Raw genomic sequence first — 21,929 nt, forward strand, 5'->3', positions numbered from 1 at the left:
GTCAGGCCGAGCGCCGCCCGCCCGATGCGGGCTGCCGACCGCCGTCGGTCCCCTCGGCGTCCTCCAGGAACGATTCGGCATCCGCGACCGCAGCGCGCGCGGGCAGGGCCCGGAACACCCAGGTGCGGTAGGACCAGAAGCGGAACAGCGTGGCGATGCCCATGCCGAGGAACTTGAAGACGTTCGTCTGGAGCTTGCTGTCCCAGTCGAACCCGTACGTCGCGACGTACAGGACGCCGTTCTCGATCACCAGGCCGACGACGCTGAACAGCAGGAAGAGCGTCAGCTCCTTGGTGCGGCCGCCCTTGTCCCGGTCACGGTAGGTGAAGTAGCGGAACCCCACGTAGTTGCAGCAGATCGCGACCACCGTCGCGATGACGCTGGCGCGCACCACCTGGAGGTCGGTGAGGTGGCGTACGAGGTTGAAGACGGCGAAGTTCACCAGCGTCCCCACCGCGCCCACGGCCCCGAACTTGGCCACTTCCCGCGCGAGCTGGTCCAGTCGCGCCCGCAGTGCGCCTCGGTCCGTCATGGTTGGTCGCCCCAGCCCCCGTGATTGGTGTCCATCGGTCGTGTTCCCGGTGTCCGTCGGTCGTACCGGCCGGTCGTGCCGGTCGTGCCGTGCTGCCGATCGCGCTGCCGCCTCGTGTGCGGTTTCCCCGGTCGCGTCAACCCAGCCATGCTAACCAGCCCCTCCCTCCGGCGCGCGGGGACGCCGCTCATTCCGTGGCACGCCTGTGACGCCGGAGCACGGGATCGGGCCGTTCCCGGATGGCCGATACCCTGTGGGTGTGACGTTCCCGGTAGTCGGCATGGTCGGCGGGGGGCAGCTCGCTCGTATGACCCACGAGGCGGGCATCCCGCTAGGCATCAGGTTCAAGCTCCTCAGTGACACTCCGCAGGATTCCGCGGCGCAGGTCGTCAGCGACGTCGTCATCGGCGACTATCGCGACCTGGACACGCTGCGTGACTTCGCGCGGGGCTGCGACGTGATCACCTTCGATCACGAACACGTACCCACCGAGCATCTACGGGCCCTGGAGGCGGACGGCATCCCCGTGCGTCCGGGGCCCGACGCATTGGTGCACGCCCAGGACAAGGGGGTGATGCGCGCGAAGCTGGACGAGCTCGGGGTGCCCTGCCCCCGCCACCGCATCGTGGAGGACCCGGCGGACGTCGTGGCCTTCGCGGCGGAGGGCGCCACGGAGGGTGACGGGTTCCCGGTCATCCTGAAGACCGTCCGCGGCGGGTACGACGGCAAGGGCGTCTGGGTCGTACGCTCCGCAGCCGACGCCGCCGAGCCGTTCAGGGCGGGCGTGCCGGTCCTGGCGGAGGAGATGGTCGACTTCGCCAGGGAGCTGGCCGCGAACGTCGTGCGCTCGCCGCACGGCCAGGCCGTCGCGTACCCGGTCGTGGAGTCCCGGCAGGTCGACGGCGTCTGCGACACCGTGATCGCGCCCGCCCCCGACCTCAGCGACGAACTGGCCGGTCAGGCCCAGGAGCTGGCCCTGCGCGTGGCCCAGGAGCTCGGCGTGGTCGGGCACCTCGCCGTCGAGCTGTTCGAGACCCGCGACGGCCGCGTCCTGGTCAACGAGCTCGCGATGCGACCGCACAATTCCGGCCACTGGAGCCAGGACGGCGCCGTGACCTCCCAGTTCGCCAACCACGTCCGGGCGGTCCTCGACCTGCCCCTGGGCGACCCGCGCCCGCGCGCGAAGTGGACGGTCATGGCGAACGTCCTGGGCGGCGACTACCCCGACATGTACACCGCGTACCTGCACTGCATGGCGCGCGACCCGCAGCTGAAGATCCACATGTACGGCAAGGACGTGAAGCCCGGCCGCAAGGTCGGACACGTCAACACCTACGGCGACGACCTGGACGAGGTACTCGACCGCGCCCGTCACGCTGCCGGCTACCTCAGAGGGACCATCACCGAATGAGCACTCCCGTTGTCGGCATCGTCATGGGCTCCGACTCCGACTGGCCCGTCATGGAGGCCGCCGCCAAGGCCCTCGACGAGTTCGAGATCCCCTACGAGGTCGACGTCGTCTCCGCGCACCGCATGCCGCACGAGATGATCGCGTACGGCGAGCAGGCCGCGGAGCGCGGCCTGAAGGCGATCGTCGCGGGCGCGGGCGGCGCCGCGCACCTGCCCGGCATGCTGGCGTCGGTGACCCCGCTGCCCGTGATCGGCGTCCCGGTCCCGCTGAAGTACCTCGACGGCATGGACTCCCTGCTCTCCATCGTGCAGATGCCCGCGGGCGTGCCGGTCGCGACGGTCTCGGTGGGCGGCGCGCGCAACGCGGGCCTGCTCGCCGCCCGGATGCTCGCCGCGCACGACCCCGAACTGCTCGGCCGGATGCGGGAGTTCCAGCAGGAGCTGAACGACCAGGCGACCGAGAAGGGCAAGCGCCTGCGCGCCAAGGTCGAGGGCGCGGGTTCCGGCTTCGGCTTCGGGAAGTGACCCCGTGACAGCGCGCGCGATCGACGGAACAGTGATCGCATGACGAAGCTGCCCGACTCCCTGGACCGAGCCCGTTCCCTGCTCGCCGAGTTCCCCGTCGTGGACGGTCACAACGACCTGCCGTGGGCGCTGCGCGAGAAGGCCGGGTACGACCTCGACCGCCTGGACGTCGCCGCCGACCAGACGGGCCGGCTCCACACGGACCTGGCCCGGCTGCGCGCCGGCGGCGTCGGCGCGCAGTACTGGTCGGTGTACGTGCGCACCGACATGGCGGGCGACGACGCGGTCAGCGCGACGCTCGAACAGATCGACTGCGTGCGCAGGCTGCTCGACCGCCACCCGGCCGAGCTGCGCCGCGCGCTGACCGCCGCCGACATGGAGGCGGCCCGCGCGGAGGGCCGCATCGCGTCCCTGATGGGCGCCGAGGGCGGCCACTCGATCAACAACTCCCTCGCCACGCTGCGGGCGTTGTACGCGCTCGGCGTGCGCTACATGACGCTGACGCACAACGACAACATCGCCTGGGCGGACTCGGCGACGGACGCCCCGGGCGTCGGCGGCCTGTCCGCGTTCGGCCACGAGGTGGTCCGGGAGATGAACCGCCTCGGCATGCTGGTGGACCTCTCGCACGTGGCGGCGACCACGATGCGGGCGGCCCTGGACACCTCCGAGGCGCCGGTGATCTTCTCGCACTCCTCGGCGCGCGCGGTCTGCGACCACCCGCGCAACGTCCCGGACGACGTCCTGGAGCGGCTGCCCGCCAACGGCGGCGTGGCGATGGCGACCTTCGTCCCGAAGTTCGTCCTCCAGGCAGCGGTCGACTGGACCCTCGCGGCCGACGACAACATGCGGGCGCACGGCTTCCACCACCTGGACACCACCCCGGAGGCCATGAAGGTGCACGCGGCCTTCGAGGAGTCGACCCCGCGCCCGATCGCCACCGCCGCCACGGTCGCCGACCACCTCGACCACATGCGCGAGGTCGCGGGCATCGACCACATCGGCATCGGCGGGGACTACGACGGCACGGCGTTCACCCCGTCCGGCCTCGACGACGTCTCCGGCTATCCGAACCTCGTCGCGGAGCTCCTCGACCGCGGCTGGTCCGCGCCCGACCTCGCCAAGCTGACCTGGCAGAACGCGGTCCGGGTGCTCGGCGCGGCGGAGGACGTGGCCCGGGACGCCCAGGCCCGCAGGGGCCCGTCGATCGCGACCCTGGAGCAGCTGGACGGCTGACGGGGCGTCATCGGAGGTGAAGGGCGCGGCTCTTGGGCCGCGCCCTTTCGCCGTCCTTCATTCTTGAACGATCAGTCCATATGGGTTACCGTCCTCGCAGGGGTAATGAACTGAGCAGTCCAAAACTCTCCGAGGAGACGTCATGTCCGACACCGCGAACACCGTGCCCACCGACGAGGAGCTGGCCCGTTCCCTGGAGGGCGACTTCACCAGCGCGCACGCCGAGGTGAACGGCGTCCGGCTGCACTACGTGGCGGGCGGCAGCGGCGACCCGCTCGTCCTGCTCGGCGGCTGGCCGCAGACCTGGTGGCAGTTCCACAAGGTCATGCCGGCCCTCGCGCGCCGCTACCGCGTCATCGCCGTGGACCTGCGCGGCATGGGCGGCTCGTCGAAGCCCGCGTCCGGCTACGACAAGAAGACGATGGCCCAGGACGTGTACGAGCTGGTCCGCCACCTCGGCCACGACCGCGTGCACGTCGCCGGGCACGACATCGGCGCGATGGTCGCCCACTCCTTCGCCGCCAACCACCCCGAGGCCACCCGGAAGCTGGCCCTCCTGGACGTGGCGCACCCGGACCCGAGCCTGCGCGGGCTCACCCTGCTCCCGGCCGTCGACGCCGGGACCGACTGGGAGACCGCTCCCGGCATCTACCTGTGGTGGTTCGCGTTCAACCAGGTCAAGGGCCTGCCGGAGCGACTGCTCGACGGCCGGATCGGCATCCTCAACGACTGGCTCTTCGGCTACATGCTCAAGGACCAGTCCTCGATCGACGAGCGCTCGCGCGCGGTGTACGCCGCGGCCTACGCCACGCCCGACGCGATGCGCGCGGGCAACGCCTGGTACCAGTCGTTCCTGCGGGACATCGACGACTTCGAGACGTACGACCGGGTGAGCGCCCCCGTCCTCGCGCTCGCGGGCCACCACAACTACGACTACCTGAGCGCCGTCCTGCCCGGCCACGCCTCGGACGTCCGCGTCGAGCGGATCGCGGACAGCGGCCACTACCTCCCCGAGGAGCAGCCGGAGCAGGTGACGGCGGAGCTGACGGAGTTCTTCGGCTGAGGGGCCCTAGCGGGCGTCCCGCCACATCAGCCAAACCGGCCGGGCGTCGAGCGGCAGGCTCAGCTCGCGCCGCACCGCGAAGCCGAAGTGCTCGTAGAACGGGATGTTGTCGGCCTTGGACGACTCCAGGTAGGCGGGCCTGCCCTCCGCGTCGGCGACGGCAGCCAGAAGGAGGCGCCCGAACCGGTCCGCTCGCACAGGCCGTTGGGCCCGTAGTGGCGCGTGTAGAGCGTGGCGAAGTACCGCTCCAGGCGCTCCTCGCGGGTGCTGTCGTCGGGGAACAGCCACCGCATCATCGGGTCGGTCGCGAAGGCCCGGGTCAGCGTCGCGCTGAGCGCGGGGACGTCATCGGCGTTGACGGTCCTGGGAGTTGGTGTAAGAGCCATGTGGCTGATTGTGCAGATCGGGTGATCGTCCGGTGGGGCGGGGGTCCCCAACTCGCCTGCCCCACACGGCAGTCGCCCCCTTCCCGCGGCTGCGGAAAGGGGGCGACGCGAGCGGTGTTACGGCAGGTTGCGTGCCATCACGATCCGCTGCACCTGATTCGTGCCTTCGTAAATCTGCGTGATCTTGGCGTCGCGCATCATGCGCTCGACCGGGTAGTCACGGGTGTAGCCGTAGCCGCCGAGGAGCTGGACGGCGTCCGTGGTGACCTCCATGGCGATGTCGGAGGCGAAGCACTTGGCCGCGGCGCCGAGGTAGGTGAGGTCGGCGTCGCCGCGCTCGGAGGCGGCCGCGGCCTGGTAGGTCAGGGCGCGGGCGGCGGAGATCTTCATCGCCATGTCGGCGAGCATGAACTGGATGCCCTGGAAGTCGGCGATCGGCTTGCCGAACTGCTTGCGCTCCTGGACGTAGCCCTTGCCGTAGTCCAGGGCGCCCTGGGCGATGCCGAGGGCCTGGGCGGCGATCGTGATGCGGGTGTGGTCGAGCGTCTTCATCGCCGTGGCGAAGCCCGTGCCCTCCTCGCCGATCATGCGGTCGGCGGGGATGCGGACGTTGTCCAGGTAGACCTCGCGGGTCGGCGAGCCCTTGATGCCGAGCTTCTTCTCCGGGGCGCCGAAGGAGACGCCCTCGTCGCCCTTCTCCACGACGAAGGCGCTGATGCCCTTGGAGCGCTTCTCGGGGTCGGTGACGGCCATGACCGTGTAGTAGTCGGAGACGCCCGCGTTGGTGATCCAGCGCTTCACGCCGTTCAGCACGTAGGAGTCGCCGTCGCGCACGGCCTTGGTCTTCATGCCCGCCGCGTCCGAGCCCGCGTCCGGCTCCGAGAGGCAGTACGAGAACATGCCGTCGCCCTTGGCCAGCGGCGTCATGTACTTCTTCTTCAGCTCCTCGGAGCCGGAGAGGATCACGGGCAGCGAGCCCAGCTTGTTCACGGCCGGGATGAGGGAGGACGACGCGCAGACGCGGGCCACCTCCTCGATCACGATGACCGTGGCGAGCGCGTCGGCGCCCGCGCCGCCGTAGCTCTCCGGTACGTGCACCGCGTGCAGGTCGGCGGCCACCAGGGCGTCCAGGGCCTCCTGCGGGAAGCGGGACTCCTCGTCGACGGCGGCGGCGAACGGCGCGATCTTCGACTCGGCGAGCGAGCGGATCGTGTCGCGGAGCATGACGTGCTCCTCGGACGGGCGGTACAGGTCGAAGTCAGCCGATCCGGCCAAGGTCTCTCACGCTCCAAGGACGCTGTGGACGCTAGTCACCCTTGCTAATTACCGTTAAGTAACACGATGGGTACCCGAAGTTTAGGGCGCCGTCCGCGCCACCGATACGTGAGCTTGACGACAGGGGGAATCGTGCCCGGTGAGAGCCCCGGGCACGCCTGACCGCGGCCCGACTATGCTCGGGCAGCGCACCCCGGCCAGTACACCCCTGGAGCACCTCATGGCCCTGAAGATCACCGTGATCGGCACCGGCTACCTCGGCGCCACGCACGCCGCGGCCATGGCGGAGCTCGGCTTCGAGGTCCTCGGGCTCGACGTCGTGCCGGAGAAGATCGAGATGCTCACACGGGGCGAGGTCCCCATGTACGAGCCGGGCCTCGAAGACCTCCTGCGCGCCCACGTCCAGGGCATCGAGGGCGCCACCGGCCGACTGCGCTTCACCATGGACTGGGCGGAGGTCGCCGAGTTCGGCGACGTCCACTTCATCTGTGTCAACACCCCCCAGAAGCACGGCGAGTACGCCTGCGACATGAGCTACGTCGACGCCGCCTTCTCCTCCCTCGCCCCACACCTGCGGCCGGGCGCGCTGGTCGTCGGCAAGTCGACGGTGCCGGTCGGCTCGGCGCAGCGCCTGTCCGCGCTGCTGCCCGAGGGCACGGAGCTGGCGTGGAACCCGGAGTTCCTGCGCGAGGGCTTCGCCGTGAACGACACGCTGCACCCGGACCGGATCGTGGTCGGCGTGGACAGCGAGCGGGCCGAGAAGCTGCTGCGCGACGTGTACGCGAAGCCGGTCGCCGAGGGCGCGCCCTTCGTCGTGACGGACTTCCCGACGGCCGAGCTCGTGAAGACCTCCGCCAACTCCTTCCTCGCCACGAAGATCTCCTTCATCAACGCCATGGCCGAGGTGTGCGAGGCCGCGGGCGGCGACGTGGTGAGGCTGGCCGAGGCGCTCGGGTACGACGACCGCATCGGCGCCAAGTTCCTGCGCGCCGGGATCGGCTTCGGCGGCGGCTGTCTGCCCAAGGACATCCGCGCGTTCATGGCGCGCGCCGGCGAGCTGGGCGCCGACCAGGCCCTCACCTTCCTGCGCGAGGTCGACTCCATCAACATGCGCCGCCGCGGGCACATGGTGGAGCTGGCCCGCGAGGCCGTCGGCGGCGGCTCCTTCCTCGGCAAGCGGGTGGCCGTGCTCGGCGCGACGTTCAAGCCGGACTCGGACGACGTGCGCGACTCGCCCGCCCTGAACGTGGCCGGGCAGATCCACCTCCAGGGCGGCCAGGTCACCGTCTACGACCCCAAGGGCATGGACAACGCCCGCCGCCTCTTCCCGACGCTCGGGTACGCCGCGTCCGCCGAGGAGGCGGTCCGCGGCGCCGACGTCGTCCTGCACCTCACGGAGTGGCGGGAGTTCCGCGACCTCGACCCCGAGGCGCTCGGCGCCGTGACGGGGCACCGGGTGCTGCTCGACGGGCGCAACGCCCTCGACCCGGAGGCCTGGCGCGCCGCGGGCTGGACCTACCGGGCCATGGGCAGGCCCGCGGCCTGACGCGGCCCCCGGCGCCCGCCCGTCCCGGCTAGCCGTCGAGGCGGCTGATCGTCGCCGTCGACGCCTCCCTGCGCTCCCGCGCGGCCCGGGCCGTGAAGTCCGCACCGCGCAGCACGCGTTGTACGTTGCCCCAGGTGAGCGCCCCGATCTCGGCGTCGCTCCAGCCCTGCCCGAGCAGCTCGGCGACGAGCCGCGGGAAGCGCGAGGCGTCGTCGAGCTCCTCGGGGTGCGCGGCCGTGGTGTCGTACGTCCCGGCGATCCCGACGCACTCCGGCCCGGCGATCCGGCGCACGTGCTCCAGATGGCTCACGACGTCCCGCACCGAGGTCCCCGTCTGCTCGGCCGCGAGCGGCACCAGACACAGGCCCTTGGCCGCGCCCACGGCGGCGAGGAGCTCGTCGCCGAGGTTCGCGGGGTGCTCGCGCAGCGCCCGCGCCCCGGACCGGGTGAAGAGGACCGGCGCCCTGGACACCGTGAGCACCCGCCGCGCGGTCCCCTCCGGCGCCCCGGACAGATCGGCGAGGACGCCGAGCCGGTTCATCTCCCGTACGACCTCCTCGCCGAAGGCGCTCAGGCCGTCCCCGCCCGCCCACGACGTGTCGGCGAGCGTGAGGACGCTCAGGCCGAGCGCGTGCAGCGAGCGCAGCGCGCCCAGGGAGTCGCCGATGGCGCGGGCGCTCGCCGGGCCGACGACGGTGGCGATCCGGCCGTGGTTGCGGGCGTCGGCGGCCTCGGACGCGTCCCGGGCGAGCCGCAGGTCGTCCCCGTGGCGGGTGACGACGTGCCGCACCAGGTCGAGCTGTTCGAGGGTCGCGCTGACCGCGCGGTCACCGGCGATCTCCTCGGGTACGTGCAGCGACCAGAACTGCGCGCCGACGCCACCCGCTCTCAGCCTTGGCACATCGGTCTCCAAACAGCTGTCTCCGGACTCCAGGTCGCAGTACGGCAGGCCCCGCAGGGCCCAGGGCAGGCCGCTGTAGCCGTCGGCGACGGGATGCTCGGCCAGCAGGGCGCGGGCCTTGGTGGCGGCCTCGTCGAGGCGCGCGTCCGGTTCGGGCTCGGCCGCCCCGGCGCCTGGTACGGCCTCCGGGAGCCGGTCGAGCTCCCCGGCCTCGGCGGTGGTGTCGAATTCGTCCTGCAGGTCCGCCATGACAGCTCCGCGGTCCGGTGGGCACTTTCTCGCTGGTCCACCACCGTCGCACGGAGAGCGCCGGGCTTCGCGGCGGGCGGGGCGTTCGGGGTATGCCGCCGCCGGAACGCCGCGGGCCCCGCCGTCGGTGACGGCGGGGCCCGCGGGCTTCGGGTGTCCGGTCAGCTGCCCGACACGGTCACCTTCTCGTCGTTGTTGAGCTGCTCGACGAGCTGCTTGACCTTCGCCTTGTCCCAGACGAGGTTGCTGCCGACCGAGCCCGAGATCGGCATGTTCATGGACTTGCCGTCGCCGCCCGTGATGCCCTTCATCGCCCAGAACATCGACGCCACGTCGAACAGGCCCATGTCCTTGTCGACGATCAGCGTGTCCAGGCCCGCGCCCATCGTGGGGTAGAGCTTGAACGGATTCATGACGGTGCCGGGCGTCGCCACCTGGTGGGCGAGGGCCGAGAGGAACTTCTGCTGGTTCTTCGTACGCTCCAGGTCGCTGCCGAAGGCGTGCCGGGTGCGGACGAAGGCGAGCGCCTCCTGGCCGCTCAGCTTCTGCTTGCCCGCCTTGAAGTCGGCGCCCGACCACTTGTCCTTGAAGTCCTTCGGGATGTTCATCTCGACGCCGCCGACCGAGTCCACGATCTTCGCGAAGCCGCCGAAGCCGATCTCCGCGTAGTGGTCGATGCGCAGGCCCGTGTTGGCCTCGACGGTACGGACGAGCAGCTCGGGGCCGTCCTCGGCGTACGCGGCGTTCAGCTTCGTCTGGCGGCCCGTGGCCGGGTAGAGCTTGCCGGACTCGGCGCCCTTGAAGGACGGGATCGTGACGTTCGAGTCGCGCGGCAGCGAGATCATCGTGTTCCCGCCGTCGTCCGCGACGTGCAGGATCATCATCGAGTCGGTGCGCTTGCCCTCGGCGGAGCCGGTGTGGAGCTTCTTCTTCTCCTCGTCGGACATGCCCGCGCGGCTGTCCGAGCCGACGATCAGGTAGTTCGTGCCCTTGCCGCCCGCGGGCCGCTCGATCACCTTCGACAGGTCGACCTCGCGCTTGAGCTTGGAGTCCGCCCAGAAGTACGTGCTCACGGAGACCACGATCAGCACGGCGAGGAACGTGACCAGGCCCCAGGTGATCCGCTTCTTCCAGTTCACCGGGGGCTTCGGGCGCGGCGGGGCCTGCGGGCCGCGCGGTCCCTGGGGGCCGCCGGGGGCCTGGCCGCGGCCGGACGGCTGGCCGTACACCTGTCCGGTGTTGTAGCCGCTGTCGTAGCCCTCGGGGCCGCCGGGGCCCTGGGCGTGCTGCTGGCCCGGCTGGGCCCGCTGGTCGCGGTACAGGTCGTCGTACACGTCGTCGTCGTACGAGGGCTGGCGCGGGACCCCGTCGGGCCGCTGGACGTGGCGCATCACGCGGGCGCCGTCGGGCTGTGCGCTGCCGCTGCCGTACCCGTGACGGTCTCCGTTGTTGCCGTTCCGCGCGTCTGGCCAATCGCTCATGTGGCTTAGTGTGCAGTGCCGCACGCCGTGCCTTACAGGGAGGGCGTGATTTCGGGTCACGCCTGTTGCAGAGCTGTGGCAATGCGCCCGTAACCGGCACAGTGCCCCCGCCGACATAGGGTGGAGGGCATGACAGATCAGGCCACTGGTCCGGAGTCGGAGATTCCGGGCAAGCCGACCTCGGTGTCCCGCACCACCCTCAGCCACATCATGACCCACGCCGACACCAACCTCCTCGGCACGGTGCACGGTGGCGTGATCATGAAGCTCGTGGACGACGCGGCCGGCGCGGTCGCCGGGCGCCACTCCGGCGGGCCCGCGGTCACCGCGTCCATGGACGAGATGGCCTTCCTCTCACCCGTGCGCGTCGGCGACCTCGTACATGTGAAAGCGCAGGTCAACTGGACCGGACGGACCTCCATGGAGGTCGGCGTACGGGTGCTCGCCGAGCGCTGGAACGAGTCGACGCCCGCGCAGCAGGTGGGCTCCGCGTACCTCGTCTTCGCCGCGGTCGACGCCGACGGCAAGCCGCGGCTCGTGCCGCCGGTGCTGCCCGAGACCGACCGCGACCGGCGCCGCTACCAGGAGGCCCAGATCCGCCGCACCCACCGCCTGGCGCGGCGCCGGGCCATCAAGGACCTCCGCGAGGCCCGGGCCCGGGAGGGCTACGACGACTGACCCGGGGGGCCGGGGCCCTGCCCTCCTTTTCCCACCCGCCCACCCGTCTCTCCCCGGCTTCGCGCGGCCGGACCCCGACGCGGAGCGCTGCGGGTGGTGCTCCCGTTGTCCGCCGCTGCCGCGGTGGTTTCCCGGCCGCCCCACCGTGTCTCCCGGGCTGCGCGAGGCCCTGTCCGATGCGGGCAGGTGAGTGGGACTGTCCCGGCGCGCGAAGCGCGGCACCGGGGAGGGGGCCCGGCGCAGGGCTATGGGCAGACGACCTGGTCGCCGGTGATGGCGCCGAATTCGCCCTGGTGGGCGTCCTGCGCCCGGACCGCCCTGACGCCCCGGAAGTCCGCCCCCGCAAGGACCTTCAGCAGCGGCCCCTGCCCGTTCACCCGCCGCATCTCGCAGCCGGGCAGCGCCGTGGCCAGGGACTTCGCGGAGCGGTCCCAGCGCGGGTCGTAGGCGACGACCGTACGGGCGAGCGGCCCGGCGCCGGGGGCGAGCGGGACGGAGCCGGGCACCCCGGTGGTGCGGAAGCCGGACCTCCGTAGCGCCGAGTCGACCCGCCGCCCGAGCCCGGACGTCCGCGTGCCGTTGTCCACCTGCACCCGGATCTGCTCCGGGGACACCGGCACGAGCGCCACCTTCCGCCGCTCCTGGTGCGGAGCCAGCGGCTTGTCGTCGCGCAGCGCCTGGAACAGCTTCGCGGACTTCTCCGGGTCCCACTTCAGCGTCGACCCGACGCCGGGGATCAGCTGCCCCTTGCGGGCCAGCGGCACGGTCGTGAACTCCGACGACGACGGCGAGAAGTTCCGCATGGCCCGGCCGAGCGCCAGCATGTCCTCCGTGCCGAAGCCCTTGTCGGCCCGCACGGAGCCGAGCAGCGTCTTCGTGACGTCACGGAACTTGACCGGATTCAACAGCACGCCGCTGCTCGTCGCCTTCGCGATGAGCGCCGCGAGGAACCGCTGCTGGCGCTGCATCCGCCCGAGGTCGGCGGCCCCGTCGATGTGCCGCGACCGTACGTACTGAAGCGCCTCGCCGCCGCCCAGCTGGTGGGTGCCGACGGGCAGGTCGAGGCCGGTGTAGGTGTCCTTCAGGGGGCGCGCGGTGCAGATCTCCACGCCGCCGACGACGTCGACCGTCTTCATGAAGCTGGTGAAGTCGACCTCCAGATAGTGGTCGATCTTCACCTTGGTCATGCGCTCGACCGTGCGGACCGTGAGGTTCGGGCCGCCCTCCGCGTACGCCGCGTTGATCTTCACGGGGTGCGACCTGTGGTGCTTGCGCGAGTTCTGGTCGACGTGCGGGGGCAGCTCCGCGTACGAGTCCCGGGGCAGGCTGACCACGCTGGCGCGCTCCCGGTCGTCCGAGATGTGCACGATCATGATCGTGTCCGTGCAGTGGCAGGGCGCGCCGCCCAGCCGGTACTTCTGCTTCTCCGCGCGGCTGATCTTGTCGCGCCCGTCCGTGCCAACGAGCAGCACGTTCGTACCGTGGCTGCCCTCGGGCCGGTTCTTCATGTCCTTGAAGGCGTCGACGCGCCGGATGCCGGTGTCCAGGCTGGAGACCACGGAGTGCCCGATCCCGGCGGCACCGAGCACCGTGACGGACAGCGCCGTCGTGATCCGCATCGCCCAGCGTGGCCGCCCCCTCCGCCTGGCCGCCGGTCGCACCGGGGGGCGCGGCGGCCGCGGCGGGTGGGGCCGGCGCGGGGGCGGGGCGGGGGAGCGGTGCGGTGCGGGCACGTGCGAGGACACCTCCGCGGTCGCGGCTTGAGCCGGGGGACGCCAGAACCGTAGGCCCATACGATCTGCGGCCCGGGGTAGCGACCCGGACGGCGCGCGCCCGTGTCCCCCGTTCGCGGTAACGTGACGCCCGATGCTGCACTTTCCGGGGGCGTCCCCCGGGATCCCGGGCCGCGAGACGAGAAGGAAACTCCGCACGTGAATTCTGACGGTCAGCCTCCCGCCGTCTCCGTGATCATGCCGGTCCTCAATGAGGAGCGGCATCTGCGCGAAGCCGTCCACGCGATCCTCAAGCAGGAGTACGCGGGTGAGATGGAGGTCGTCGTCGCACTCGGCCCCTCCACCGACCGCACGGACGAGATCGCCGCCGAGCTGGTCGCCGAGACCGCATCTGATCAACGCGTCCGCGTGCACACGGTCCCGAACCCCACGGGGCGTACGCCCGCGGCCCTGAACGCGGCGATCAAGGCCTCGCGTCACCCGATCGTGGTGCGCGTCGACGGCCATGCCGCGCTCTCGCCGGGTTACATCACGACCGCGGTGCGCCTCCTGGAGGAGACCGGCGCGATGAACGTCGGCGGCATCATGCACGCCGAGGGCGAGAACGACTGGGAGCACGCCGTCGCCGCCGCCATGACCTCGAAGATCGGCGTGGGGAACGCCGCCTTCCACACGGGCGGCGACGCCCAGCAGGCCGAGACGGTCTATCTGGGCGTCTTCCGCCGCGAGGCCCTCGAACAGCAGGGCGGCTACAACGAGGAGTTCATCCGCGCCCAGGACTGGGAGCTGAACTTCCGCATCCGCGAGGCGGGCGGCCTCATCTGGTTCTCGCCGGAGCTGAAGGTCTCCTACCGGCCGCGCCCGAGCGTGAAGGCCCTCGCCAAGCAGTACAAGGACTACGGCCGCTGGCGGCACGTCGTCGCCCGCTACCACGAGGGCTCCATCAACCTGCGCTACCTCGCGCCGCCGACGGCCGTGTGCGCCATCGCCGCGGGCCTGGTCGTGGGCGCCGCCCTGACGCCGTGGGGCCTGGTGATCCCCGGCGGCTATCTGGCGGCCATCGCCGCCGGTTCCGTGCCCGCGGGCAAGGGACTGCCCCTGAAGGCGCGCCTGCAGATCCCGGTGGCCCTCGCGACGATGCACATGTCGTGGGGCTGGGGATTCCTCACCAGCCCCCGCTCGCTCGCCAAGAAGGTCATCGCCTCGCGCCGCCCCGCGGTCATCGGCACGGACCGGAAGCCCCAGGAAGCCTGATCCGGGGCCGGAGCAGGGACCCGGACTCCCGCCTCACCAGGTGAAGTTCGGGTCCACCTTCATACAGGCCTTCTTGTCGGAGCCGTTCAGGGCGTCCGCCGACTTCGGCGTCGAGTCGTCCTGCTTCTTCGACTTCTCCGGCTTGTCGCCCGTGCGCCAGTCGGCGCCCACGACCAGCGTGACGCCGGAGACGTCGGTCGACCTCTTGGCCGCGCTCAGTGGCAGGCCGAGGGACTTCGCGACCCGCTGGGCGTCGCCCTCCAGGTCCACCGTCGGATAGCGGACCACCGTCCTGGCCTCCGTGAGGGCCGTCGCCGTGTCCGGCGCCGCCTTGGTGAAGCCCCCGGCCGCGAGCAGCTGCGCGACCGCGCTCGCCCGGCCGCTGACCGGCGGCTCGGTGGCCGTGCGGGTGCCGTTCTGGATCTGCACCGCGATGTCGGCGTCCGGCGCTGCCGGGTCGTCGGACGGCTTCTCCTTCGCCTTCTTCTCCTTCTTGTCCTTGCCGTCCAGGGAGATGTCGTCGCGTACGAGGCGGAACAGCTGCTCGGCATCGCCCGGCTTGGGCACCACGCGCGAACCGGAGTACTCGAACGGCATCGTGGTCATCGTCGTGCGCTCCGGCGAGACCTTCTTCAGCTCGTTGCCGAGGTCGTAGAGCTTCAGGACCGAGCCGAGGCCCGGGTCGACCTTCAGGGCCTTCGTGGCGTTCTCGGCGAGCTTGCGCAGCCGGTTGGGGCTGGTCAGGCTCGCGTTGTCGCGGAGCGTGCGGACCAGCGAGTTCATGTACATGTGCTGGGCCTTGGCGCGGCCGATGTCGCTGCCGTCCTCGAAGCCGTAGCGCGTGCGCAGCCACTGGAGCGCCTGCTCGCCCTGGATCTTCGAGGTGCCCTTGGGCAGCTTCAGGCCGGAGCCCTTGCCCGCGCTGGTGCGCGAGTGGATGTTCTTGTCCACGCACACGGGGACGCCGCCGATGGCGTCGGCCATCGACACCACGCCGGAGAAGTCGACCATCATGAAGTGGTCGATGCGGATGTTGGTCAGCTTCTCCCAGGTGGCGACCGTGCAGCCGGGGCCGCCGCGCCCCAGGGACTCGTTCGTCATCGTGCGCGGCCCGGTCTCCTCGTACACCTTGCCGTCGTCCGGGTCCGTGCACTTGGGGATCGTCAGGAGCGTGTCGCGGGGCATGCTGATCATCGACATGTTGCTGCGGTCCGCCGAGAGGTGGAGCAGCATCTGCACGTCCGCGAGCGGAGGGCCGCCGAAGGTGTCCTTGGCGCCGCCGAGCTTCTGGTTCTCCTTGGAGTCCCGCGCGTCCGAGCCGATCAGGAGGATGTTCAGCGGGGTCTGGCCCTCGGCGTTGGGCGTGGGCGCGGGCGCCCGGTGGTCGCCCAGGTTCAGGTCGTCGGTCTCCAGGTTGCTGTTGAGGTGCTGGTAGTACAGGTATCCGGCGCCGGCCGTGCCGAGTATCAGCACCGCGAGGACGGTCGCCGACCAGCGGAGCACGCGCCGTTTGCGCCGGGGTGCCGCGCGCCGCGTACGGCTGGTGGAGCCCTTGGCCCCTTTTCTGTGGGGCCGCTGCTTGCCCTCGGTGTCCCGCGCGCTCGGCTTCGCGTCCCCGGTGTCGCTCTCCGGACCGCCGCCTACCGCGCGGGACCGCTCACTCGTGGCGTCGTGAGTGTCCGCCCCCGAGGACACTCCCTCCCCACGCACGCTGTTCTGCCCCATCCCCTGTCCCTCCCCGCCGTGCTTCCCAAGTGTGGCTCACCCGCTGCCACTTGCGGCGAGCTGCCGCCGCCCCGGCAGTCGGCGCGGTATGTCACGCTTCAACCACCGGGGCGTTCTGTGAGACGTGAAACGAACGCCTCAGGTCACTTGGCACACACGGTTTTGTCGGCCTCGACCTTCTGGATGCCGTCCGGGGCCTTCGACGGGGCCTTGATGGGCACCCCCGCGCCCTTGAAGTCGGCACCGAGGGTCAGCACCATCGCCGGGAGCCCCTGTGCGTTCTTCTCGCTCTTGCCCGGCTTCAGGGCGGCGGCGGGCAGCCCCATGAGGTCGGCCAGTTTCCGCGCCTCGTCGGCCTGGCCGGGGCTGTACTCCACGGTCGTCTTGCCCTGTTTGCCCGCGTTGCCGAGCTGGCTGGACTTGGTCACGCCCTCAGTGTTCTGCAGCCAGCTGAGAGTTTCCTGAGCGGCGCCGTTGCGTTCGCTGCCGTTGTAGACGTCGACGCGGACGTCACCGGCCTCGGCGCGCGGGCCCTTCAGGCGCGCGGCCACGGCGGCCTTCTCCTTCTTCTCCTTCTTCTTGACCTCGGTCAGCGACACGTCCTCGCGCAGCATCGAGAACAGCTCGTCGGACTTGGCCTTGTTCAGCACGACCGTGACGGGCTTCTTCTCGGCGGGGTTGTCGACCACCGGGGTCGTCGCGAAGGTCAGGTTCTTCATGTCGAACTTGCCGAGCTCCATGCCGAGGTCACGGAGTTTCATTATGTCGTCGATCTTGGAGTCGACGGTGAGCGCCTTCGTGCCCGCCTCCGCCAGACTTATGATCTTCTTCGGGCTGGTCAGCGTGCCCTTCGACTTCAGCTTGCGCATGAGCGAGCTGAGGAACTGCTGCTGCAGCTGGATCCGGCTGAGGTCACCGCCGGTGCCCACGGTGTACCGGGTCCGGACGAACGCCAGCGCCTCCTCGCCCTCGATCGAGTGCTTGCCCGCGGGCAGCTTCAGATGCGACTTGGGGTCGTCGAAGTCCTTGGCGAGGCACACGTCCACGCCGTCGACCGCGCTGGACAGCGTCTTGACCGCGTTGAAGTCGGCCACCATGAAGTGGTCGAGCTCTATGCCGGTGATCTGCGTGACCGTGCGCATGACACAGCTGGGCGTGCGCTCGTTCTGCCCGAGGCTCTCGTTGAAGCGGACCTTCTGCGAGCCCGGGATCGTCTTGGTGGAGCCGTCGTCCTGCTTGGTGGGGCAGTCCGGGATGTCGGTGATCAGGTCCCGGGGGATGCTCAGCGCGGTCGCGTTGGACCGGTCCTTGGACACGTGCAGCAGGATCGTGGTGTCCGCGTGCCCGACGCTGCCCTCGTCGCCGTAGCCCTTGTTGCCGTCGCCGCTGCGCTCGTCCGTGCCCACGAGCAGGATGTTGATCGCGCGGTCCTTGCTGAAGCCGCCGGTGCCCGCGCCGTCGTCGGAGACGGACGTGATGTTGCCGTTGAGGTGCTGGTAGTACAGATAGCCGCCGACGCCCGCCGCGATGACCACGAAGGCGACCGAGCCGCCCGTCCACGCCAGTATCCGCTTGCCGGTGGACTTCTTCTTCTTGGTCTTGCCCTTGCGCCTGCTGCCCGCAGCCTCCGGCTGCGCGGCGCGGCGCCTGCGCTGGCCCGGCACCTGCTCCCGGCCGCCGCCGCGGCTCCCCGGGCGCTCGGGGCCGCGCGTGCCGGGGCGCGGGGCGCCCTCCTGCGGCGTGCCCTGCTGCGGTTCCGCCGGGCGCGGGGCGCCTCGTCGCGGCGCCGCCCTGCGGGGTCCCGGAACACCGGTCTGGGGTGCCGACTGCTCTGCGGAAGGGCTCAGTCGCAGCTCGTAGTCACCGGTCTGCGGATTGAGCACCCACTGGTCTGCGGGATCGATGTTCTCCGCCCGCCCACGGCCTTGCGCGTCCACGGTTGTTTGCGTCCTCCGTCAGGGCCACGCGGCGCCTTTCCCCCCTTAAGAAGGCGCTCGGTCCAGTCGTACCAGCGGTGTGCGGCCCATCGGCCGGACACCGGATCGGCTCACACTATCCGCCCAGTTCAGCGTCCAACGACGCCGGTGACAAATTCCACTCCCCTACAACTGGGCAATCCGCCCAATTTCTTGGCCGCGAGGCACTGTCCGCCCGGTGTTCGGATTACGTACAGGCGGATCCGGCAGCCGTGTTGCCCCGGAATGTGGGGGCCGGGCTCGGCGTGTGCGTGGGGTCGTCCGGCTTCTCGTCGCTCCATTCGCCGCCGTCTTCGTAGTCCTCGGATCCCTCGCCGGAGTCGTCCTCTTCTTCGTACTCGCCGCCGCCGTCGCCGTTTTCGTACGCGGATTCGGCGCTGTTCGAGGTGGTCGAGGCGGTCGCCGTGTCCGGCCGTACGCGGGCCACCTGGACCGGCTCGTCCTCGCGGAGGCGGCTGAAGAGTTCGTCGGCCGCGGGCTCCACCAGCTCGTCCCGATTCGCGTCGTACGTGTACGAGCGGCGCGGCACCGTGAGGAATTGAACCCGTTCTGTGGGGATATTGCGCAATCCGCGTACCAGTTCGTACAAACCGCGCAGGCTCGCGAGTCCCGGGTCCGTGGTGAGCGACGACGTGGCCGCGTCCAGGACGGGATAGAGCTTCACCGGATTCAGCAGGACGTCATTGCTGCGCACTTTGTTGACGAGCGCGCCGAGGAACTCCTGCTGCCGGTCCATGCGTTCGGTGTCGCTGCCGTTGCCGAGCGACTTGCGGGCGCGGACGAATCCGAGGGCCTGCTCGCCGTTGAGGGTCTGCCGCCCGGCGGGGAGCCGCAGCTTCGCGGCGGCGTCGTCCACCGGCTTCCTGAGGCACACCTGCACGCCGTCGACGGCGTCCACCATGTCCTTGAACCCGGCGAAGTCCACCACCATGTGGTGGTCGACGCGGATGTTCGTGAGCTTCTCCACCGTACGGATCGTGCAGGCCGTGCCGCCGAACTCGAACGCCCAGTTGAACTGCGCGAATTGGGCCCGGGTGCGGGAGCCGTCCGGGCGGCGGCAGCTCGGGACGTGCACCATCAGGTCGCGCGGCAGCGACACCGCGGTGGCGCTCTGCCGGTCGGCGGCCAGGTGCAGCAGGATCGTGGTGTCCGAGCGCTGGGTGCCGAAGTCGCGCCCGTACTTGCGGTTGCCGCGCCCCGAGCGGGTGTCCGAGCCGATCAGGAGGATGTTCTGCGCGTCGTGCACGAGCGGTGTCGGCCGCTCCTTCTCGTAGCGCGCGAGCTCGGCGGCGGCGTCGGTGTCCTCCGTGATGTTCCCGTCGAGCTTCCGGTACACGGCCCAGCCGGCGCCGCCCGCCGCCAGTACGACCACGGCCGTGGCGACCCCGGCGTACCGCAGCCAGCGTCGTCTGCGGCGCCGCGCGGCGAGCCCCGACGGACTCGCCCCCGCGCCCGGTCCGTACGTGCTGTCGGTCACGTCTGGATCCACCCCTCGTGGCTGCGTCGGTTCGTGGCGCTCCTACGACCATGGACCGAGCGGCGGCGGGGGGCCCGGGGATGGTGGGCCGGACGGGTGAGGGGTCCCCGGGGAGGCGCGGCCCGCCCGGCTACGCCGCCGTCACGGTGACCCGCTCCGCCTCCACCCGCTTCTCCAGACCGCCCTCGGCGAGCCGGTCGAGGTTGCGGCACAGGACCACGGACCCGCCGGAGGCGAGCGGCGCGTACAGCCCGGCGCTCAGCCCGTCCCAGCTGTCGTAGGGGCGGCCGGACAGCAGCCGCGACCCGGCCGCGAGGCCGAGCCCGGCGGCGTCGTCCAGGGCCCGCGCCACCAGGTCCGCCCCGGTCAGCTCGGTCCCGGCGACGGCGAGGGCGGGCTCGTCCGGGTCCACGGGCGCGTACGGCGCGAAGCGGTCGCCCTGGCTCGGCACCTCCACCGCGTAGTCGGCGAATCCGTCCGGGGCCTGCGGGAAGCGCCCGCCGAGCGGCCGGAGCGCGAGCGCCACCCGCTCCCCGGAGCAGGCCCGCGCCGCCTCCAGGGTGTCGGGGCCGCTGACGACGAGGTCGGCGCGGGCCGGGTCGCCGCCGACGTCCGCGACGACGCCCACCGAGGAGCAGGCGAGCAGCCACACGGCCGTCTGCCAGTGCGCGGGCAGGAGCAGGGCGAGCCGGTCACCGGGCTCGGCGGCGAGGTCGCCCTGGAGCAGATTGGCGGTCTTGGCCACCCAATTGGCGAAGGTGGCCACGGACAATTCCACGCGCTCACCGGTGGCGTCGTCGTAGTAGGTGACGAGCGGGCGCGCCGGGTCGGCGGCGAGCGCGGATCGCAGCAGGTCGGCAGGGGTGCGGTCGTTGGCGTTCACGGCCGCAAGGGTACGCGGGGGCCCGCGTGTCGCCCGTGCGGGCGGGGCAGTTGGGGCCACCGGTTCGGCCGACTCCGGGCCGACGGACCGTCAGTTCCCCAATGGACAGATATGCCCGGTATACAGACGATCGTCTGCATGCGTGGATTCCTTGCTTCCTCGATCGGTGTCACCTGCGCGGCGGCACTGGCCCTGCCCCTCGCCCTCCCGTCGGCGGCCGCCGCCACGGCCGCCGGGCCGCGCGCGGCGGCCGCGCCGCCCGGCAGCACCCAGTCGCTCCCGCTGGCCCCGCTCGGCTCCGACCGGGCGGGCGGCGCGGCCCGCGCGGAGGGCCTGCCGCGGCGTGACGTACGGCCGTTCTCCCTGCTCGGCGTCGTCTGGGACGACCCGGACGACGAACTGCGCGGCAGCGTCCAGGTCCGCACCCGCGCCACCGGCACCACGGTCTGGTCCGCCTGGCAGGACGTCGAGACGCACAACCACGAGCACGCCGCGGACCCCGGCACGGACGAGCGCGGCTCCGGCCGGGTGCGCGGGACGACGGCGCCGCTGTGGGTGGGGGACTCGGACGGGGTGGAGGTACGCGTACGGGCGCTCGCCGCGGAGCGCTCGACGGGGGCGCGCGCGGGGGAGCCGGGTGACGCGCCTGCCCCCGTGGGCGACGCGCCCGTCCCCGTGGGTGACACGCCCGCTCCCGTGGGCGACGCGGACGGCGGCCGGGGCCCGGCGGGCGGCTCCCCGGGCCTCCTGCCCGCCGGGCTGCGCCTGGAGCTCGTGGATCCCGGGGCGGAGCCCCCGCCCGGCGGCACCCCGGCCGACGCCCCGCGCGCGAACACCATGACGGCCGAGGCCGCGGCCTCCTCCGCCGTGAACGCCGACCTCGCCCCGCTCGGCGCCCTGACCATCCCCGAGCTGACCAAGGAGCGCACGCAGGCCGACCTGCTCGCCGCCCGCGGCCTCCCGGACGCCACCGGGGCCCGGCCCTACGTCGGCCCGCGCCCGCGCATCGTCACGCGCCGCGGCTGGGGCGCCGACGAGCGGCTTCGCGAACGGAACTTCGCGTACACGAAGACCGTCAAGGCCGCCTTCGTGCACCACAGCGCCACCGGCAACAACTACCGCTGCTCACAGGCGCCCTCCGTCCTGCGCAGTATCTACCGCTACCACGTCGAGAGCAGTGGCTGGCGCGACATCGGCTACAACTTCGCCGTCGACAAGTGCGGAAACATCTACGAAGGCCGCGCCGGGGGCGTGGCGAAGGCGGTCCTCGGCGCCCACACCCTCGGTTTCAACACCAACAGCATGGGCATCGCCGTCCTCGGCACCTACACGAGTGCCGCCCCGCCGAAGGCCGCGGTCACCGCCGTCGCCCGCCTCACGGCGTGGAAGCTCGGCCTGTTCGGGGCGAATCCCCGCGGAACGACATACCTGAAGTCGGGAGGTGGCAACCTCTACAGGAAGGGCACGAAGGTCCGGCTGAATGTGATCTCCGGCCATCGGGACGGCTTCGCCACCGAGTGCCCGGGCCGCCGCCTTTACAGCAAACTCGGCACGGCCCGTTCCGCTTCGGCTCGCTACCAGGGACGCTGAGGCCGATCG

At 71.5% G+C, this 21,929-nt stretch carries 18 protein-coding genes; 8 read left to right on the forward strand and 10 right to left on the reverse strand.

The annotated features are described in order from the left end of the window. Position 1: 1 nt before the first annotated feature. Positions 2-532 carry a GtrA family protein gene (locus IG74_RS0109290; RefSeq protein ID WP_030672647.1) on the reverse strand — a complete coding sequence of 177 codons (531 nt, stop codon included), beginning with the start codon at positions 530-532 and terminating at the stop codon, positions 2-4. A gap of 259 nt (positions 533-791) precedes the next feature. Here IG74_RS0109290 and IG74_RS0109295 point away from each other — a divergent pair, with 259 nt between their 5' ends. From IG74_RS0109295 to IG74_RS0109310, 4 genes are all read left to right on the forward strand, one after another. Beyond that, on the forward strand, positions 792-1,943 hold the full coding sequence (locus IG74_RS0109295) for a 5-(carboxyamino)imidazole ribonucleotide synthase (protein WP_107058910.1): 1,152 nt from the start codon (positions 792-794) through the stop codon (positions 1,941-1,943). Then, complete coding sequence (gene purE / locus IG74_RS0109300; protein WP_030672654.1) at positions 1,940-2,467, forward strand: 5-(carboxyamino)imidazole ribonucleotide mutase; 528 nt, start codon at positions 1,940-1,942, stop codon at positions 2,465-2,467. The genes IG74_RS0109295 and purE overlap by 4 nt, the downstream gene beginning before the upstream one ends. Before the next feature lie 39 nt (positions 2,468-2,506). Beyond that, complete coding sequence (locus IG74_RS0109305) at positions 2,507-3,703, forward strand: dipeptidase (protein WP_030672657.1); 1,197 nt, start codon at positions 2,507-2,509, stop codon at positions 3,701-3,703. 142 nt (positions 3,704-3,845) lie between these two features. Next, positions 3,846-4,766: an alpha/beta fold hydrolase gene (locus IG74_RS0109310; protein ID WP_030672661.1), complete on the forward strand. Its 921-nt coding sequence runs from the start codon at positions 3,846-3,848 to the stop codon at positions 4,764-4,766. A 6-nt stretch (positions 4,767-4,772) separates the two neighbouring features. On the opposite strand, the gene IG74_RS54655 is transcribed toward IG74_RS0109310, so the two are convergent. Both IG74_RS54655 and IG74_RS0109320 read right to left on the reverse strand, forming a co-directional pair. Then, positions 4,773-4,964, reverse strand: a complete 192-nt coding sequence (locus IG74_RS54655; protein WP_030672664.1) for a hypothetical protein — start codon at positions 4,962-4,964, stop codon at positions 4,773-4,775. Positions 4,965-5,269: 305 nt separating this feature from the next. Then, positions 5,270-6,427: an acyl-CoA dehydrogenase family protein gene (locus tag IG74_RS0109320; protein ID WP_030672667.1), complete on the reverse strand. Its 1,158-nt coding sequence runs from the start codon at positions 6,425-6,427 to the stop codon at positions 5,270-5,272. Between the two features lie 220 nt (positions 6,428-6,647). Here IG74_RS0109320 and IG74_RS0109325 point away from each other — a divergent pair, with 220 nt between their 5' ends. Beyond that, positions 6,648-7,973, forward strand: a complete 1,326-nt coding sequence (locus IG74_RS0109325; RefSeq protein WP_030672669.1) for a UDP-glucose dehydrogenase family protein — start codon at positions 6,648-6,650, stop codon at positions 7,971-7,973. 28 nt (positions 7,974-8,001) lie between these two features. Here the strand turns inward: IG74_RS0109325 and IG74_RS0109330 are convergent, their stop codons facing one another. Both IG74_RS0109330 and IG74_RS0109335 read right to left on the reverse strand, forming a co-directional pair. Then, positions 8,002-9,123 carry a dipeptidase gene (locus tag IG74_RS0109330; RefSeq protein WP_030672672.1) on the reverse strand — a complete coding sequence of 374 codons (1,122 nt, stop codon included), beginning with the start codon at positions 9,121-9,123 and terminating at the stop codon, positions 8,002-8,004. A 161-nt stretch (positions 9,124-9,284) separates the two neighbouring features. Further along, positions 9,285-10,604 (reverse strand): LCP family protein, encoded by a 1,320-nt coding sequence (locus tag IG74_RS0109335; RefSeq protein ID WP_030672675.1) that lies wholly within the window; start codon positions 10,602-10,604, stop codon positions 9,285-9,287. A gap of 129 nt (positions 10,605-10,733) precedes the next feature. On the opposite strand from IG74_RS0109335, the gene IG74_RS0109340 reads away from it, so the two are divergent. Further along, positions 10,734-11,282 carry an acyl-CoA thioesterase gene (locus IG74_RS0109340; protein WP_030672677.1) on the forward strand — a complete coding sequence of 183 codons (549 nt, stop codon included), beginning with the start codon at positions 10,734-10,736 and terminating at the stop codon, positions 11,280-11,282. A 245-nt stretch (positions 11,283-11,527) separates the two neighbouring features. Here the strand turns inward: IG74_RS0109340 and IG74_RS0109345 are convergent, their stop codons facing one another. Further along, positions 11,528-12,901: an LCP family protein gene (locus IG74_RS0109345; protein ID WP_030672680.1), complete on the reverse strand. Its 1,374-nt coding sequence runs from the start codon at positions 12,899-12,901 to the stop codon at positions 11,528-11,530. A 312-nt stretch (positions 12,902-13,213) separates the two neighbouring features. On the opposite strand from IG74_RS0109345, the gene IG74_RS0109350 reads away from it, so the two are divergent. Then, the gene (locus IG74_RS0109350) at positions 13,214-14,269 is read left to right on the forward strand and encodes a glycosyltransferase family 2 protein (protein ID WP_030672683.1); all 1,056 of its coding nucleotides are present in this window, start codon (positions 13,214-13,216) and stop codon (positions 14,267-14,269) included. A gap of 33 nt (positions 14,270-14,302) precedes the next feature. Here the strand turns inward: IG74_RS0109350 and IG74_RS0109355 are convergent, their stop codons facing one another. The 4 genes from IG74_RS0109355 to IG74_RS0109370 form a co-directional block, all read right to left on the reverse strand. Further along, positions 14,303-15,994 carry an LCP family protein gene (locus IG74_RS0109355; RefSeq protein ID WP_030672685.1) on the reverse strand — a complete coding sequence of 564 codons (1,692 nt, stop codon included), beginning with the start codon at positions 15,992-15,994 and terminating at the stop codon, positions 14,303-14,305. A gap of 143 nt (positions 15,995-16,137) precedes the next feature. Further along, complete coding sequence (locus IG74_RS0109360; protein ID WP_051854728.1) at positions 16,138-17,931, reverse strand: LCP family protein; 1,794 nt, start codon at positions 17,929-17,931, stop codon at positions 16,138-16,140. Between the two features lie 226 nt (positions 17,932-18,157). Next, on the reverse strand, positions 18,158-19,447 hold the full coding sequence (locus IG74_RS0109365; protein WP_030672691.1) for an LCP family protein: 1,290 nt from the start codon (positions 19,445-19,447) through the stop codon (positions 18,158-18,160). A 130-nt stretch (positions 19,448-19,577) separates the two neighbouring features. Next, positions 19,578-20,330: a TIGR03089 family protein gene (locus IG74_RS0109370; protein WP_030672694.1), complete on the reverse strand. Its 753-nt coding sequence runs from the start codon at positions 20,328-20,330 to the stop codon at positions 19,578-19,580. Positions 20,331-20,468: 138 nt separating this feature from the next. On the opposite strand from IG74_RS0109370, the gene IG74_RS0109375 reads away from it, so the two are divergent. Next, the gene (locus tag IG74_RS0109375; RefSeq protein WP_030672697.1) at positions 20,469-21,920 is read left to right on the forward strand and encodes a peptidoglycan recognition protein; all 1,452 of its coding nucleotides are present in this window, start codon (positions 20,469-20,471) and stop codon (positions 21,918-21,920) included. Positions 21,921-21,929: the final 9 nt, after the last annotated feature.

The sequence above is a fragment of the Streptomyces sp. NRRL B-1347 genome (genome assembly GCF_000720325.1).
GTDB lineage: Bacteria > Actinomycetota > Actinomycetes > Streptomycetales > Streptomycetaceae > Streptomyces.

Coding starts and splice junctions, on each gene's coding strand:
- IG74_RS0109345 (WP_030672680.1), bottom strand. CDS start 12,901: ATGCGGATCACGACGGCGCTGTCCGTCACGGTGCTCGGTGCCGCCGGG.
- IG74_RS0109310 (WP_030672661.1), top strand. CDS start 3,846: ATGTCCGACACCGCGAACACCGTGCCCACCGACGAGGAGCTGGCCCGT.
- purE (WP_030672654.1), top strand. CDS start 1,940: ATGAGCACTCCCGTTGTCGGCATCGTCATGGGCTCCGACTCCGACTGG.
- IG74_RS0109325 (WP_030672669.1), top strand. CDS start 6,648: ATGGCCCTGAAGATCACCGTGATCGGCACCGGCTACCTCGGCGCCACG.
- IG74_RS0109305 (WP_030672657.1), top strand. CDS start 2,507: ATGACGAAGCTGCCCGACTCCCTGGACCGAGCCCGTTCCCTGCTCGCC.
- IG74_RS0109290 (WP_030672647.1), bottom strand. CDS start 532: ATGACGGACCGAGGCGCACTGCGGGCGCGACTGGACCAGCTCGCGCGG.
- IG74_RS0109340 (WP_030672677.1), top strand. CDS start 10,734: ATGACAGATCAGGCCACTGGTCCGGAGTCGGAGATTCCGGGCAAGCCG.
- IG74_RS0109335 (WP_030672675.1), bottom strand. CDS start 10,604: ATGAGCGATTGGCCAGACGCGCGGAACGGCAACAACGGAGACCGTCAC.
- IG74_RS0109330 (WP_030672672.1), bottom strand. CDS start 9,123: ATGGCGGACCTGCAGGACGAATTCGACACCACCGCCGAGGCCGGGGAG.
- IG74_RS0109355 (WP_030672685.1), bottom strand. CDS start 15,994: ATGGGGCAGAACAGCGTGCGTGGGGAGGGAGTGTCCTCGGGGGCGGAC.
- IG74_RS0109375 (WP_030672697.1), top strand. CDS start 20,469: ATGCGTGGATTCCTTGCTTCCTCGATCGGTGTCACCTGCGCGGCGGCA.